The following is a 15,132-nucleotide window of genomic DNA, read 5'->3' on the forward strand; positions in this document are numbered from 1 at the left end:
TCAGCCGACCGAGATCATCCCGGCCGACCGGGTCGCGCCGTCGCCCGGGTCGATCAGCAGGCAGGCGCCGGTGATCCGGCTGTCGGCGTAGTCGTCGACCGCGAGGTCGGCGGAGGTGCGCACGACCACGTCGCCGATGTCGTTGACGCCCAGCGAGCCGCCCGCGCCGATGTGCTCCACCACCGCGTGGACGGTCCGGGTCGTGTGCTTGACCAGCACCTTCTCCCCCACCGTCAGCGCCTTCTCGTGCAGGTGGCAGACGGTCGCGCGCAGTTCGCGGGTGGGCTCCGGCGCGGTGGCGGCGGGTGAGATGAGCGCGCCGCGCGAGACGTCGAGGTCGTCGGCCAGCCTGACCGCGATCGACTGCGGCGCCCACGCCATCGCCACCGGCTCCCCCAGCACGTCGATGCCGGCCACCGTCGTGGAGTGGCCGCCGGGCTGCACGACCACCCGTTCGCCGACGTGCAGGATGCCGCCCGTGAGCTGGCCGGCGTAGGCGCGGCGGCCGCGGGTCTTGATGACGTACTGGACCGGGAGCCGCGCGGGCAGGCCGGTCAGGTCCTCACCCGCTTCGGCCGTCTCCAGGAACTCCAGCACGGTCGGGCCGCCGTACCAGTCCATGTGTTCCGACGGGGTCACCACGTTGTCGCCGGTCAGGGCCGAGATCGGGATGGCGGTCACCTCGCCGGGGTAGTCGAGGTCGTCGGCGATCGACGCGAAGACCTCCTCCGACCAGCCGACCAGGTCCATCTTGTTGACGGCCAGGACCAGCGAGGGCACCCGCAGCAGCCCGGCCACGGCGGCGTGGCGGCGGGTCTGCTCGGTCACGCCCCTGCGGGCGTCGACCACGAGCACGACCAGCTCGGCCGTCGAGGCGCCGGTGACCATGTTGCGCGTGTACTGCACGTGGCCCGGGGTGTCGGCCAGCACGAACCTCCGGCGCGGGGTGGCGAAGTAGCGGTAGGCGACGTCGATCGTGATGCCCTGTTCCCTCTCGGCGCGCAGGCCGTCGGTCAGCAGGGCCAGGTCGCTCGGGGAGGCGATCTTCTCCAGCTGGTCGGCCATGACCGACTTGGAGTCGTGCAGCAGCCGTCCGACCAGGGTCGACTTGCCGTCGTCGACGGAGCCGGCGGTGGCCAGCCTGAGCAGTGCGGACATCAGAAGTACCCTTCTCGTTTGCGGTCCTCCATGGCGGCCTCGGCCAGCCGGTCGTCGGCGCGGGTCGCGCCGCGTTCGGTGATCCGCGAGGCCGCGATCTCCTCGACGACCTCGCCGGGCGTGCGGGCGGTCGACTCGACCGCGCCGGTGCACGACATGTCGCCGACCGTGCGGTAACGGACCGTGCGGCGCACCAGCCGCTCGCCCTGGCCGCCCCACGCGCCGGGGCACAACCACATGCCGCGCCGGTCGAACACCTCGCGTTCGTGGGCGTAGTAGATCGACGGCAGCGCGATGTCCTCGGCCGCGATGTACTGCCAGACGTCGAGCTCGGTCCAGTTCGACAGCGGGAACACGCGCACGTGCTCGCCCGGGTTGTGGCGGCCGTTGTAGAGGTTCCAGAGCTCGGGGCGCTGGCGGCGCGGGTCCCAGCCGCCGAACTCGTCGCGGAGGGAGAACACCCGCTCCTTCGCGCGGGCCTTCTCCTCGTCGCGCCGCCCGCCGCCGAAGACGGCGTCGTGGCCGCCGGTCTCGATGGCGTCGAGCAGGGGCGTGGTCTGCAGGCCGTTCCTCTCCGGTACGTCCGGCAGCGCGCCCCGGTCGATGTAGTCCTGCACCGAGGCGACCTCCAGCCGCAGGCCCGCCGTCACGCGGTCGCGGAACTCGATGACCTCGGGGAAGTTGTGGCCGGTGTCGACGTGCAGGAGCGGGAAGGGCACCGGCGCGGGGGCGAACGCCTTCACGGCCACGTGCAGCATGACGATGGAGTCCTTGCCGCCGGAGAACAGCAGCACGGGCCGCTCGAACTCGCCGGCGGTCTCGCGCATGATGTGCGCGGCCTCGGCCTCCAGCGCCTCCAGACAGGTCGTGGTGGTCATCACGCCGCCCTCTCGACGAGCCGGGTCTCCGCCGCGATCCACTCGGCGACCGCGCGCGACAACACCGCGCGGGCCCGCCGGTATTCGACCGCGTCGAGGTGCTCGTGCGGGGTGTGGTCGAGCTTGGCGTCGCCGGGGCCGTACGCCACCATCGGCACGCCCTGCCACGTCGTGGCCAGCGTGTTCATGTCGCTGCTGCCCTTCTTGGCCAGGAACCGGTTGACGACGCCCTCGGCCCGGAAGGCCCGCGAGAAGGCCTTGACCAGAGGGCTGGTGCGGGCGGTGAGGTGGCCGGGGGTGGCCCGCAGCACCTCGACCTCGACGGGATGGGCGACGTTCCTGATCAGCCGGGTCAGCTCGTCGACCGACAGGTCGGCCGGCACCCGGACGTCCAGGACCGCTTCGCCGCGCTGCTCGTCGCCGCCGTTGACGGCGTGGATGCCGAGCACGGCCAGCAGGGCGTCGGGCCCCGCCTCGGCCAGCGCGGCGCGCAGCCGGGCGAGCACGTCGACCATCTGGTCGGCCGCCGTGGTGACGCCCTGGCCGGCGGTGTGCCCGACGGGGTCGGCGACGGCCACCCGGACCTTCAGCAGGCCGTAGTAGCCGATGGTCAGCGCGCCCGCGCCCGACGGCTCGCCGATGACGACGGCGTCGGCCCGGTAGTGGTCGCGGACGAAGAACGCGCCCGCCGAGGTGATCTCCTCCTCGACCGCGCCGACCACCCTGACCTGGGCGTCGGGCGGCACGTCGAGCTCGTGCAGGGTCTCCAGGTAGGCCACCAGGCTGCCCTTGGCGTCGACGCAGCCCCGGCCGGAGATGGTGCCGCCGTCCCAGCGGACGGGCCAGCGGTGCGGGACGGTGTCGAGGTGGCCGAGCATGAGGAGGCGGCGGCGGCCGGAGCCCTTCGAGGCCACGAGGTTGCCCGCCGCGTCGATCTCGGCGTCGATGCCGCGGTCGCGGCACCACGAGACCAGGTATCCGGCCAGCTCGCGCTCGTCGCGGGAGACCGAGGAGATCTCCACGGCCCGCGACAGCAGCGTGAGGTCTCCGGCGGGCGCGGGGGCCCGCCAGAACCGGGTGCCGACCTCCAGCGAGTGGGGGCCGGTGATCGCCACGTCGGCGCTGCCGTCGAGGGCGATCTCGGCCGCGCGCACCTTCTGCCGCATGCGGCCCTTCGCGTAGCGCAGCCCCTCGCCTCGGGCGAGGTCGGAGAGGCCGGAACGATCATCGGCGGGATCCGCCAGCAGGCCCGGCGTCCCCGTCACCAGCCGCAGGTGGTCGGCGTCGAGCGCGTTGGCCAGTTCGGCCGCCAGCACGTCGGCGTCGACGTTGAGCGGCGACCCGCCGTCGGAGGCGGCGGCGGGAGGCGAAAGGCAGACGACGTCGAACGCGTCGAGCAGGGTGGCCAGGCAGTCGGCGTCCACCGACGAGACGACCCCGGCGCGGTGGTCGCGGACGACCACCGTCCGGCCGTCGTCCACCGCCTTCAGCGGCGGGTTGGGCCGGGCCGTCACCAGCGAGCCCGCCTGGGCGGTCGAGGTGAAGCCGGTCAGCTCGCGCGCGGTCAGCGCGGCCTGCACGCGGGGCAGGGTGACCCGCTCGTAGGCGGCCACGATGTGGTCCATCTCCTCCGGCGGGCAGTAGCGCGCCGTGGAGCCGTTCTTCAGGGTGAGCGAGCGCACCGGGCGGCCGGCGGCCGCGTAGTGGGACTCGATGCCGGCCGCGCCGCCCGCCACCAGGAGGATCCTCGCGCCGCGCCCGCGCAGGCGGGCCACTTCGTCGAAGACGCTCTCGTGGGCGAGGCTGGCACTGCCGATCTTGATGACGTAGAGGGCCGCCGTGTGGGTGGTGGCGACCTCACCGAGAACAGACACTTCTCACACTCCTCTGGTGTTGCCGCCGTCGGCCAGGAAGACCGTGCCGGTGACATAGGCGGCCTGGTCGCTGGCGAGGAAGGCGGCCAGCGCGCCGAAGTCGTCGACGTCGCCGATCCGGCCCAGCGGGATGCGCCGGGCGACGGCGGCGAGCTCCTCCTCCACGGAGGCGCCGAACTGCTCGTCGAGGATCGGGGTGCGGTGGAAGCCGGGGGCCAGCACGTTCACCGTCACCCCGCTCGCGCCCAGCGCCGAGACCAGGCCCTTCATGTAGCCGAGCAGGCCGAGCCGGGCCACCGACGACAGGCCGCTCTCGGGGTGCGGCTGCCGGACCGACTCGGAGGCGATCATCAGCAGCCGGCCCCAGCCGTCCTTCTTCAGGTGGGGCAGGGCGGCCAGCGTCAGGGCGATGTGCGGGATCAGGTTGGCGTCGATCGCGGCCCGGTAGTCGGCCACGCCGAACGCGTCGACGGGGCCGAACGGCACCCCGCCGGAGTTGGTCACGAGGATGTCGACGCCGCCGAGCGTGGCGGCGGCGTCGCGGACCCAGGCGGCCGCGGCGTGCTCGTCGCACAGGTCGACGGGCACGCTCAGCACGTCGCCGTCGCCCATGGCGCTCACCTCGACGTGGGCGCGGGCGAGCTTGCCGGGGTCACGGCCGCAGATGGCCACGCTGGCCCCCTCGGCGGCCAGGGCCTTGGCGACGCCCAGGCCGAGGCCGCTGCTGGAGCAGGCCACCAGGGCGACCCGCCCTCTCAGGCGCAGATCCATGGCATGTCCCCTCAGGTCAGAATCGGGTAGCCGTACCTGCCGAGCAGGGGCAGGGCCGGGGCCGTGGCGGCGGCGCGGGCGCGGGCCGGCAGCCCGGTGCGCCAGCGTTCGTCGGCGCGGATGCGCGCCGGGCCGGCCGACAGCCGGTCGGGGTTGCCGGTGACCGTGTGGTTCACGCTCAGCGTGACGTTGCCGTCGGCGTCGGCGGGCGGGTCGTCGTCGAGGCCGGCGAACCGCAGCACCCGGGCGAGCGTGCCGCGCGGGTCGCGGCACAGGTCCTCGTGGCGCACCCGCAGGTAGCGGTCGGGGGCGGCGTGGCCGGACAGTTCGGAGGCGAGGTTGAAGCCGGTCCAGAAGCCGCTGCTGCGGGCCGGGCTCATCGGGTCGATGTAGTCCTTGGCCTTCGTGTAGGAGAACGCGGTCGCGCGCGGGTCGCGCACCATGTGCAGCACCCGCACGTCGAGGTCGGCGCGGCCCAGCAGGGCGGCCGCCTCGGCCGGGAACTTCGACCCGTCGACGACGAGCCGTTCGCCGCCGTGCGAAGCGAGGGTGCGGTAGATGTCGGCGGTGCGCCCGACGGCCTCGGCCACCCCGGGCGCGGTCGGCACCCGGCCGGTCGACTCGGCGATCCGGTCGCGGGTGTGGCGGGTGCGCAGCAGCGCCCGCTGCTGGAGCGTCATCAGCCGCGCCTCGCCCTCGGACGAGGTGATCACCTTCGACCACAGCTCACACGCGGTCACGTCGGCGCCGCAGCCGCAGGTCGAGTTGGTGCCGGACTTCAGGATGCCGTTCTGCCACAGGTAGTGCAGCTCGCCCGCGTGCAGCACGCCGGGCAGCTCGCCCAGCACGTTGCCGAGCATGGTGCTGCCGCTGCGCAACCAGCCGGTGATGTAGAGGACACGCGGCTCACCCATGCCACTTCACCGCCATCAGGTGCTGCGGCAGGTGCACCGCCAGCCCGATCCTGGACGTGGCCCGCACCGCCCCCGGGACCAGCGCGATCGACGCGACGCCCGGCATGAGCAGCGTGCAGGCGGCCCGGAAGTCGCCCATGAGCAGGGTGTCCTTGGGCATCATGCGGGTGCGCGAGACGGTGATGCCGGCGTTCTGGAACCGCACCAGCAGGTCGTCGCGGACCATCTTCCAGTACGTCTCCGGGTGCGCCACCACGCCGTCGCACGACCCGCCGGTCTCCTCGATCTCCCCGGCGGCCCGGGTGACCGTGGTCGCCAGGTCGTCGTGGCTCTCGGCCGAACGGCTGCCCGGCAAGCCCAGCAGGCCGGTGATCGCGCCGTCGGCGGTGCCGTGCAGCAGCGACTCGTTCTCGACGACCGACAGGCGCACCAGCACCCGGTAGTCGACGTAGGCGGCGAGCAGCGCCGGCTCGCCGGCGACGCCGTCGGGCAGCGGCACCTCGACCGACAGGTCGGTCAGCGGCGCCCTGGCCAGCCGGGGCGCGAACGCGGCCTCCGGGGTGGCGCCGTAGGCGGTGCCCGCCTCCTCGATCCGGCCCTGGGGCGGCTCGTGGACGTAGGACACCGACCCGTCGGCCACGTCGGCGGTCTTCAGCAGGTGCCGGACCGTGTAGCGCGGCCGGGAGGCGAACAGCGGGAACGCGGCCGGCAGGTGCAGGCCGAACGGGACCTCGCGGGCCCCGGCGGCCACCTCGGCGGCGAACCGCTCGCCCGGCGACTGGGCGGCCGGGGCTTCTTGCAGGGCGATCGCTCGCATTGAGCCCTCCTAGGGATATACGACTCCCATTGAGCCTATGAATTGCGCGAAACAATGTCCGCATCGAATCGAGTAGGAGCGCTTATGCTCAGTGAACCGCCTGTTTATACGGCCCCCGATAAGCGCGGGAATTCACTTCGATCGGCAACCCTTATTGGCGGTTCGACGCCGATTCTGGTTACGGTTGAAACGCCGATATTTCCCCGACGACATAGGGACGAGCCATGCAGAAGGTTATGAACGCCCCCGAGTGTCCCGAGTGCGCGGCGCCGGTCTCCATCGACGCCGACGCGCGGGTGAGCGAGATCGTCGAATGCCTCGACTGCCGCAGCGAGCTGGAGATCTCCTCCGTCACGCCGCCGTCCCTCACCCTCGCCCCCGAGGTCGAAGAGGACTGGGGGGAGTAATGCGGTCCGGCCGTCGCCTCGCCGTGCTCGCGTCCCGGGTGCGGTTCGAGGAGAAGCAGATCATGGCCGCGCTCGACCGGCGCGGCGCGACCTCCGTCCACCTCGATCCCCGGTCTCTGGTCGTGGCCGACGGCGTTTCCCGGACCGATTTCGTGCTGAACCGCGAGGTCGGCCATTACCGGGCCCTCTACGCCGCGAGCGCGCTGGAGTCGGCGGGGGCGACGGTGCTGAACAGCGCCGCCGCCACCCACGTCAGCGGCGACAAGTGGCTGACCACCTCGGCGCTCCTGGCCGCCGGCCTGCCGACCCCCCGCACGGCCCTGGCCATGACGCCCGAGGCGGCCGTCGACGCCCTCGACCAGATCGGCTACCCGGCGGTCGTCAAACCGCTGGTCGGCTCGTGGGGACGCCTCGTCACCGCGCTGCCCGACCGGCCCACCGCCACGGCCGTGCTCGAACACGTCGCGGCCCTGCCCTCACCCCAGCAGCACGTCGTCTACGTGCAGGAACTCGTCGAGAAGGCCGACCGGGACATCCGGGTGCTGGTCGTCGGCGGCGAGGCGCTGGGCGCGACCTACCGGCGCGGCGACGAGTGGCGCACCAACGTCGCCCGGGGCGCCGTCTCGACCCGGTGCGACCTGACCGACGTCCACACGAAGCTCGCCGTCGCCGCCGCCGACGCGGTCGGCGCCGAGATCGCCGGGGTCGACCTGCTGGAGGACGCCGACGGGCACCTGACCGTCCTGGAGGTCAACGACCGCGTGGAGTTCCGCGGCTTCCAGGACGCCCACGAGATCGACGTCGCCGACGCGATCGCGTCCTACGTGCTGAGGAGGGCCGGGGCATGATCCGATGCGCCGTCGTGGGAGGCGCCGGCTACATCGGCGGCGAACTCCTGCGCATCCTCACCGGGCACCCATCGGCCGAGCTGGTGGCCACCACCTCACGGCGGCTGCGCGGCCGGCAGATCGACGGCGCCCACCCCAACCTGCGCGGCCGCACCCGGCTCGCCTTCGTCTCCGACGAGGAGCTCGACCAGGACGGCCCCTACGACGTGCTGTTCCTGGCCACCCCCCACCGCGAGACGATGCGGCGGATGCCCGAGTTCCTCGGGCTGGCCGCGACCGTGGTCGACCTGTCGGGCGACTTCCGGCTGCGCGACCCGGCGGTCTACGCCGACTACTACGGCGTCGAGCACGCCGCCCCCGAGCTGATCGGGGGCTTCACGACCGGCGTACCGGAGCTGCACCGCGAGGAACTCCAGGTGGCGAGCCGCATCAGCGTGCCCGGGTGCATGGCCAACGCCGGCATCCTGGCGCTGACCCCGCTGGCCGAGGCCGGGCTGATCGACGGCGAGCTGACCGTCGACGCCCGCACCGGGTCGAGCGGCGCCGGTGCGACCGCCGGGGCGGAGAACCTGCACGCCGAACGCAGCGGCGCGCTGCGCGTGTTCGCGCCCACCCGGCACCGGCACGAGGCCGAGATCGCCCAGGCCACCGGGCTGCCGGTGCGGATGACGGCGACCGGCGTCGAGGCCGTGCGCGGCGTGCAGCTGCTCTGCAAGGCCCGGCTGGCCGGGGGCGCCGACGAGCGCGCGATCCGGTCGGCCTACCGCGACCGCTACGCCGACGAGCACTTCGTGCGGGTGGTCGCCCACCGGCGCGGGCTGCACCGGTTCCCGGACGCCAAGATCCTCTCCGGCTCCAACTTCTGCGACGTCGGCTTCGCCCTCGACGCCGGTTCGACCACGGTCACCGTGATCGCGGCCCTCGACAACCTCGTCAAGGGCGGCGCCGGCAACGCCGTGCAGTGCATGAACATCCGCCACGGCCGTCCCGAGCGCGAGGGCCTGGAGTTCGTCGGCCTGCACCCGAACTAGGAGAAGCGATGACCACCACCATCGACGCCCCTCCGGCGGCCGGGACGGCCGCGCGGATCAGGGAGCACGTCGTCAACCTGTGCGCCGGCCCCGAGGGCGGCCACCTGGGCGGCTCGATGTCGCTCGCGGAGATCCTCGCCACCCTCTACACACGGGTGCTGCGGGTCGACCCCCTCGACCCGGCGTCCCCCGGCCGCGACGTGCTGCTGCTCAGCAAGGGCCACGGCGGGCTGGCGCTCTACGCCGCGCTGACCGAGGCCGGGTTCTTCCCCGCCGACCGGCTCGCCGAATACGGCCGGCCCGGCGGCGAGTTCATGGCCCACCCGCACGCCGAGATCCCCGGCGTCGAGATGCCCTCGGGCTCGCTCGGCCACGGGCTGGCGCTGGCGGTCGGCTTCGGCCTCGGCTTCCGGCTCGACGGCGCCGACCGGCGCTGCTTCGTCGTCATGGGCGACGGCGAGCTCCAGGAGGGCTCGGTCTGGGAGGCCGCCTCGGTGGCCGCCGCCCAGCGGCTCGACACCCTGGTCGCGGTCGTCGACCGCAACCGGCTCCAGATCACCGGCGCGACCGAGACGATCGACGCGCTCGAACCGCTGGCCGACCGCTGGTCGGCTTTCGGCTGGACGGTACGCCAGGTCGACGGCCACTCCTGCGAGGAGCTGGAGGCCGCGCTGACCGAGCCGCCGGCCCCGGGCCGCCCGACGGTCGTGATCGCGCACACCGTGAAGGGCAAGGGCATCCCGTTCGTCGAGGACCAGCCGCGCAGCCACTACGCCAAGCTCGGCGAGCGCCAGCACGCCAAGGCCCTCGCCGCACTGCGAAGGGGGGCCGCGTCATGACCGCGTCCTCTCGCGAGGTCTACCGCGACGCCGTGCTCGACCTGCTCCCCCGCGACGAGCGGCTGGTCTGCCTCGACTCCGACACCGGCCTGTTCGACGCGGCCGCCTTCCCCGAGCGCTACCTCAACCTCGGCATCGCCGAGCACACGCTGATGGGCGCGGCCGCCGGGCTGGCCAAGTCGGGCCGGATGCCGCTGGTCAACACGATGGCGGCGTTCGCGTCGTCGCGGGCCAACGAGGCCGTGAAGATCGACATCGCCCTCAACAACCTGCCGGTGCGCATCGCCGCGACCCATTCGGGCGTGTCGGCCGGCCACCTCGGGCCGACCCACCACGCGCTGGAGGACCTGGCCGTGATGCGGACCCTGCCCAACATGACCGTGGTCGTGCCCGCCGACGGCCCGCAGACCGGGACCCTGTTCCGGCAGTCGCTGCGCGTCAAGGGCCCGGTCTACCTGCGGCTCGGCCGCAACGCGACGCCCGAACTGCCCGCCGCGCCGCCGGTCACGCTCGGCCTGGCGCAGGTGCTGCGCGACGGCTCCGACGTCACGATCGCCGCCTGCGGGCCCTACCCCGTGCTGGCCGCGCTGGAGGCCGCCGACACCCTCGCCGCCGAAGGCGTCCGCGCCTCGGTGCTGAACGTGCACACGGTGAAGCCCCTCGACGTCGCCACGATCGCCGCGCACGCCCAGCGGTCGGGCGTCGTCGTGACCGTCGAGGAGCACTGGCGCAACGCCGGATTCGGCGCCGCCGTCGCCGAGTCGCTCGCCGAGATCACGCCCAGCCTGGTGCTCCGGGTTGCGATGCCGGACGCGTTCGTCCCCGTCTCCGGAGGGCAGCGGTATCTGACCGAACGCGGAGGCGTCACCTCGGCCGCGGTCGCCGCCAAGGCCCGATCAGCGCTGGGGAGGTCGCCGCGATGACCACCATCATGGACGACCTGCGCCGGCATCCCCCCGGCAAGCTCGCCCTGGTCTGCCACCAGGACGGCGGGGTCGTGGAGCTGACGTACGGTGAGCTGCTCGACCGCGTCGACCGGACGGCCACCCTGCTGCGCCGCCTCGGCGTCGGCAGGGGCCAGGTCGTGACGTTGCAGCTGCCCAACTCGTGGCAGCTGGCGGCGCTGATCCTGGCCTGCTACCGGATCGGGGCGGTTCCCGGGCCGGTGGTGCCGATCATGCGGCGGCGTGAGGTCCAGTTCATGCTGCGGCTGACCGAGAGCCCCGTGTACGTCGCCCGCCGGGAGTTCCGCGGGTTCTCGTACCGGGACATGATCGCCTCCGTGGACGCGCCGAACCTGCGTCACACCCTGTTCGTCGACGACCTGGAGCTGCCCGAGGCCGACCTGGCCGGGGCCGAGGAGTCGGGTCCCGGCGACCCGGCGCAGGTCGCCTTCACCTCCGGCACGACCGGCGAGCCGAAGGGCGTCGTGCACACCCACGACAGCCTCTACGCGATGAACCGGGCGCAGGCCGACGTGCTCCACCTGACCGAAGGCGTCGTCACAGCCATGGGGTCGCCGACGACGCACCAGGCCGGGTTCACCTGGAACCTGTTCATGCCGCTGCTGCTGGGCGGCACCGCCGTGCACGTCGAGTCGTGGGACGCCCACCGGATGCTCGACCTCCTCCAGGAACGCGGCGTGACCTTCTTCATGGGCGCCCCGACGTTCCTGGCCGACCTCATCGAGGCGCAGGCCGAGCGGCCCCGGGACCTGGCGAAGCTGGAGACGTTCGCGACCGGCAGCGCGCCGATCGCGCCCTACCTGGTCGAACGCGCCCGCGACGTGCTCGGCTGCCGCCTCTACGCCCTGTGGGGCATGACCGAGAACGGCTGCGTCACCATCACCCGGCCGGAGGACCCGCCGATGCGGGCCGCCGAGAGCGACGGAACGGTCGTGCCGGGCATGGAGGTGCGCATCACCGCCGAGGGCCGCTTACAGGTCAGGGGCGCGTCGCAGTGCGCCGGCTACTTCCGGCGCGAGCACCTCTACCGGGCCTGCCTCACCGGCGACGGCTGGTTCGACACCGGCGACCTGGCCCGCGACGACGGCCACGGCGGCATCCGGATCACCGGCCGCGCCAAGGACGTCATCATGCGCGGCGCGGAGAACATCCCGGTCGTCGAGGTCGAGGCCGCCCTGCTGCGGCACTCCTCCGTCCGCGACGTCGCGGTCGTCGGCTACCCCGACGCGCGGCTCGGCGAACGGGCCTGCGCGGTGCTGGTCGCCCCTTCGGGGCTGACGCTCGACGACCTCCGCACGCACCTGGCCGGGCTCGGCATGGCCAAGCAGTACTGGCCCGAACGGGTCGAGCTGGTCGAGGCGCTGCCGCGCACGCCGTCCGGGAAGATCCAGAAATTCGCCCTGCGGGAGGGGCTGCGATGAACTTCGACTTCACACCCCAGCAGGAGACGCTGGCCAAACGGGTGCGCGAGTTCGCCGCCGACCGCGTCGCGCCCTTCCGGGCCGAGAGCGACCGGCGGGCCGAATACCGTCCGGGCCTGCTGGCCGACCTGGCCGCCGAAGGGCTCTTCGGCGTGCGCGTCCCGGAGGAGTTCGGCGGCCAGGCGCTGGACGCCGTCAGCGCCGGCATCGTGCTCGAAGAGCTCGCGGCGGCCGACCTGTCGGTCTGCTACCCGGTGCTCAACGCGGCGCTGGTCGGCGGCGTGCTGGCCGCGAACGGCAGCCCCGCCCAGTTGGCCCGCTGGTTGCCCGGCATCGCCGCCGGTACGTCGATCGTCGCCCTCGGCCTCACCGAGGCCGGCCACGGGACCGACGCGGCCGCCATCGAGACCGTCGGGGAACACGCCGCCGACGGCTGGCGGCTGACCGGCGAGAAGACGTCCATCATGGCCACCGCCTACGCCACCCACGGGCTGCTGTTCGCCCGGACCGGCGGCGCCGGGGCCCGGGGCATCAGCGCCTTCTACACCCCGCTCCACGGGGTGCGCCGGGAACTGCACACCGACCTGGGCTGCCGCTCGGGCGGCCGGGGCCGGTTCAGCCTCGACGGCCTGCGGGTCGCCGACGACGACCTCGTCGGCCGGCCGGGCGCGGGGTTCGTGGAGGTCATGCGCGGCTTCGGGGTCTCCCGGGCGCTGATCTCCCTGATGGCCGTCGCCGTCGCACGGGCCGCCCTCGACGAGGCCATGGCCCACGCCGGACGGCGCGAAGCCTTCGGCCAGCCGATCGGCCGGTTCCAGTCGGTGGCGTTCCCGCTGGTGGAACACGCGACGATGCTGCACGCGGCCCGCCTGGTCTCCTACGAGGCCCTGGCCGCCGCCGACGCCGGCCGCGACCCCCGGCTGCCCGCGAACATGGCCAAGTGGTGGGCCCCCAAGGCGGCCATGGAGGCCGTGCACCAGTCGCTCCTCACGATGGGCCACCTCGGCTGGTCGGAGGACGGCCCGGTGGCCCAGCGCCTTCGCGACGTCATCGGCCTGCAGCTGGCCGACGGAACCGCCGCCGCCACCAAACTCGTGGTCGCCCGTCAACTGCTCGGACGGGAGGCCGCCCCGTGACCCGCCTCTCAGGCCACCGGTCCGGCATCGGCGCCATCGCCCGCTCGGAACTCGGCCCGGTCGGCCGCGCCCCGGCGGTAGGTGCGCATCTTCGCCCGTGTGCCGCAGACGGCCATCGAGCACCAGCGGCTGCCCCGGTTCCTGGAGCGGTCGTAGAAGGCCCACTCGCAGCGGTGTTCGCGGCACGCCTTGAGGCGGGGCCACGAGCCGTCGGCCACGGCGGCGGCGACCGCGCCGAGGATGGTCGCGAACACGCCGCGCAGGTCGGGCTGGACCGGGCGCAGGCCCAGGGTCTCGCCCGACAGCACCAGCGGGCAGTCGCGGGCCACGTGGTCGATCGCCAGGCGGGCCTCGCGGTCGGGGGCGGCGCCGTTGTTCTCGCGGAGCACGGCGCGCAGCGCCTCCCGCAGGGTGACGGCGTCGCGCCGGTCGAGTTCGCCCACCTCGATCGTGAAGCCGTGGCGGGCGAGCCAGCGGCCGGCCGCCTCGGTCGTCGCGAACTCGTCGGGCCCGAACTCCAAATTGAGGCTGTTCACGAACGACTGCACCAGCGCCAGCGGACCCGGCGCGATCTCCCTGTCACCCGGCTGACCCTTCATGGCTACCAGTAAAGACAGTTCGCTGGTAACAAATCAAGTACGAGGAGGAAAACCCATGTTCCAGGAGAACCGCAAGCCGGCCCTGGCACTGCTGTGCATGGCCCAGTTCGTGCTGGTCCTGGACTTCGCGATCGTCAACGTCGCACTGCCCTCCATCCAGCGTGACCTCGGCTTCACCGACAGCGCCCTGCAGTGGGTCGTCGGCGCGTACGCGTTGTTCTTCGGCGGGTTCCTGCTGATCGGCGGGCGGCTCGGCGACATCGTGGGACGCAAGAGGATGTTCGTCGGCGGGCTGGCCGTCTTCACCGCGGCCTCGCTGGTCGGCGGGGTCGCGACCGAGCCGATCGTGCTCATCGTCGCCCGCGCGCTGCAGGGCCTCTCGGCGGCGGCCGTGTCGCCGGCCGTGCTGGCGCTGATCGCGGCGGGCTACCCCGAAGGGAAGGAACGCGCGAAGGCCATGGGCATCTTCGGCGCGGTCGCCTCGGCCGGGTTCACCGGCGGGGTGCTCTTCGGCGGCATCCTCACCGAGTTGTTCGGCTGGCGGGCGGTCATGTTCGTGAACGTCCCGGTCGGCGTCGCACTGGTGCTGCGGGCGGTCGGCCGGCTGGCCCCCGACCACGTCTCCGCGCGCACCCAGAAGATCGACGTGCCCGGCGCGATCCTGGTCACGGCCGGGATGTGCGCGCTGACCTACGCGCTCACCACCGCCACCGACCACGGCTGGGGCGCCCCCGGCGTCGTCTACCCGCTGGCCGGGGCGGCGGTGCTGCTGGTCGCGTTCTTCGTGCTGCAGACCCGGCGGGCCGACCCGCTGGTGCCGCTGTCGATCTTCAGGATCCGCGGCGTGGTCGCGGGCGACTCGATCGCGTTCCTGTCGGGCGGCGTCATGTCGATCTCGACCTACTTCCTGACCCTCTACATGCAGCACGGCCTCGGCTACTCCGCCATCCAGACCGGCGTCGCGTTCTTCCCGCAGGCGGTCGTCACCGTGTTGTCGGCCAAGTTCGTGGCCGACCTGACCGGGCGGCTCGGGCCCCGGCCCGTGCTCATCGGCGGGGCGGCTTTCCTGACCGCCGGTTCAGCGTGGCTGCTCACGGTGCCGGTGGGCGGCAGCTACTGGCTGCACGTGCTGCCCGGCGGCGTGCTGATCGGGCTCGGCGTCACCGTCATGATGATCTCCACGGCGGTGGCCGCCACGACCGGGGTCGACGGGCCGCGCATGGGCCTGGCCAGCGGCCTGTACAACTCGCTGCGCCAGCTCGGGGTCGGGCTGCTGCTGGCCGTCGCCGTGACGGCGGCGGCGCCGTCGACCGACCCGCAGAACATCGGCAGCTACCACGTCGCCTTCGGCATCAGCACGGCCCTGTCGGTGCTGATCGCGCTGATCGCGGCCGCCGTGCTGCCGTCGAGGAAGCCCGCGCCGGCCTCGGAGAAGGAGAAGGTCGACGCCTGAGCGAACTCGCGAAAAAGCCGG

15 protein-coding genes are annotated in these 15,132 nt (G+C 73.2%); 8 read left to right on the forward strand and 7 right to left on the reverse strand.

The window, feature by feature from the left end; translation table 11 throughout:
• Genes AW274_RS21845 through AW274_RS21870 form a run of 6 tightly spaced genes read right to left on the reverse strand, consistent with a single transcriptional unit; the run spans position 1 to position 6,412 of the window.
• Positions 1-1,158, reverse strand: coding sequence for a sulfate adenylyltransferase subunit 1 (locus tag AW274_RS21845; protein ID WP_062435635.1), 1,158 nt, complete (start codon positions 1,156-1,158; stop codon positions 1-3).
• Positions 1,158-2,036 carry a sulfate adenylyltransferase subunit CysD gene (gene cysD / locus AW274_RS21850; protein ID WP_062436194.1) on the reverse strand — a complete coding sequence of 293 codons (879 nt, stop codon included), beginning with the start codon at positions 2,034-2,036 and terminating at the stop codon, positions 1,158-1,160. Before cysD ends, AW274_RS21845 begins: the two co-directional genes overlap by 1 nt.
• Entirely contained in the window at positions 2,036-3,910 is a 1,875-nt protein-coding gene (locus AW274_RS21855; protein ID WP_062435637.1) for a M20/M25/M40 family metallo-hydrolase, read from the reverse strand. Before AW274_RS21855 ends, cysD begins: the two co-directional genes overlap by 1 nt.
• 3 nt (positions 3,911-3,913) lie before the next feature.
• The gene (locus AW274_RS21860) at positions 3,914-4,681 is read right to left on the reverse strand and encodes an SDR family oxidoreductase (RefSeq protein WP_062435639.1); all 768 of its coding nucleotides are present in this window, start codon (positions 4,679-4,681) and stop codon (positions 3,914-3,916) included.
• An 11-nt stretch (positions 4,682-4,692) separates the two neighbouring features.
• Complete coding sequence (locus AW274_RS21865; RefSeq protein WP_062435642.1) at positions 4,693-5,595, reverse strand: sulfotransferase family protein; 903 nt, start codon at positions 5,593-5,595, stop codon at positions 4,693-4,695.
• On the reverse strand, positions 5,588-6,412 hold the full coding sequence (locus tag AW274_RS21870; RefSeq protein ID WP_062435645.1) for a family 3 encapsulin nanocompartment shell protein: 825 nt from the start codon (positions 6,410-6,412) through the stop codon (positions 5,588-5,590). Before AW274_RS21870 ends, AW274_RS21865 begins: the two co-directional genes overlap by 8 nt.
• Positions 6,413-6,636: 224 nt before the next feature.
• Between AW274_RS21870 and AW274_RS21875 the strand changes: the two genes are divergently transcribed.
• From AW274_RS21875 to AW274_RS21905, 7 genes are read left to right on the forward strand one after another with little or no spacing between them, the layout of a single operon-like run.
• Positions 6,637-6,819, forward strand: a complete 183-nt coding sequence (locus AW274_RS21875) for a lysine biosynthesis protein LysW (RefSeq protein ID WP_232320225.1) — start codon at positions 6,637-6,639, stop codon at positions 6,817-6,819.
• The gene (locus tag AW274_RS21880) at positions 6,819-7,667 is read left to right on the forward strand and encodes a RimK family alpha-L-glutamate ligase (RefSeq protein WP_062435647.1); all 849 of its coding nucleotides are present in this window, start codon (positions 6,819-6,821) and stop codon (positions 7,665-7,667) included. The genes AW274_RS21875 and AW274_RS21880 overlap by 1 nt, the downstream gene beginning before the upstream one ends.
• Positions 7,664-8,698 carry an N-acetyl-gamma-glutamyl-phosphate reductase gene (gene argC / locus AW274_RS21885; RefSeq protein WP_062435648.1) on the forward strand — a complete coding sequence of 345 codons (1,035 nt, stop codon included), beginning with the start codon at positions 7,664-7,666 and terminating at the stop codon, positions 8,696-8,698. The genes AW274_RS21880 and argC overlap by 4 nt, the downstream gene beginning before the upstream one ends.
• Positions 8,699-8,706: 8 nt before the next feature.
• Entirely contained in the window at positions 8,707-9,537 is an 831-nt protein-coding gene (locus AW274_RS21890; RefSeq protein ID WP_062435650.1) for a transketolase, read from the forward strand.
• Positions 9,534-10,460 carry a transketolase family protein gene (locus tag AW274_RS21895; RefSeq protein WP_062435653.1) on the forward strand — a complete coding sequence of 309 codons (927 nt, stop codon included), beginning with the start codon at positions 9,534-9,536 and terminating at the stop codon, positions 10,458-10,460. Before AW274_RS21890 ends, AW274_RS21895 begins: the two co-directional genes overlap by 4 nt.
• Positions 10,457-11,923, forward strand: a complete 1,467-nt coding sequence (locus AW274_RS21900) for an AMP-binding protein (RefSeq protein ID WP_062435655.1) — start codon at positions 10,457-10,459, stop codon at positions 11,921-11,923. The genes AW274_RS21895 and AW274_RS21900 overlap by 4 nt, the downstream gene beginning before the upstream one ends.
• Complete coding sequence (locus AW274_RS21905) at positions 11,920-13,059, forward strand: acyl-CoA dehydrogenase family protein (protein WP_062435656.1); 1,140 nt, start codon at positions 11,920-11,922, stop codon at positions 13,057-13,059. The genes AW274_RS21900 and AW274_RS21905 overlap by 4 nt, the downstream gene beginning before the upstream one ends.
• An 8-nt stretch (positions 13,060-13,067) precedes the next feature.
• Here the strand turns inward: AW274_RS21905 and AW274_RS21910 are convergent, their stop codons facing one another.
• The gene (locus AW274_RS21910) at positions 13,068-13,658 is read right to left on the reverse strand and encodes a CGNR zinc finger domain-containing protein (protein WP_062435659.1); all 591 of its coding nucleotides are present in this window, start codon (positions 13,656-13,658) and stop codon (positions 13,068-13,070) included.
• Between the two features lie 55 nt (positions 13,659-13,713).
• On the opposite strand from AW274_RS21910, the gene AW274_RS21915 reads away from it, so the two are divergent.
• Positions 13,714-15,111: an MFS transporter gene (locus AW274_RS21915; protein ID WP_062435661.1), complete on the forward strand. Its 1,398-nt coding sequence runs from the start codon at positions 13,714-13,716 to the stop codon at positions 15,109-15,111.
• Positions 15,112-15,132 lie beyond the last annotated feature (21 nt).

The sequence above is a fragment of the Herbidospora daliensis genome (genome assembly GCF_001570585.1).
Lineage (GTDB): Bacteria > Actinomycetota > Actinomycetes > Streptosporangiales > Streptosporangiaceae > Herbidospora > Herbidospora daliensis.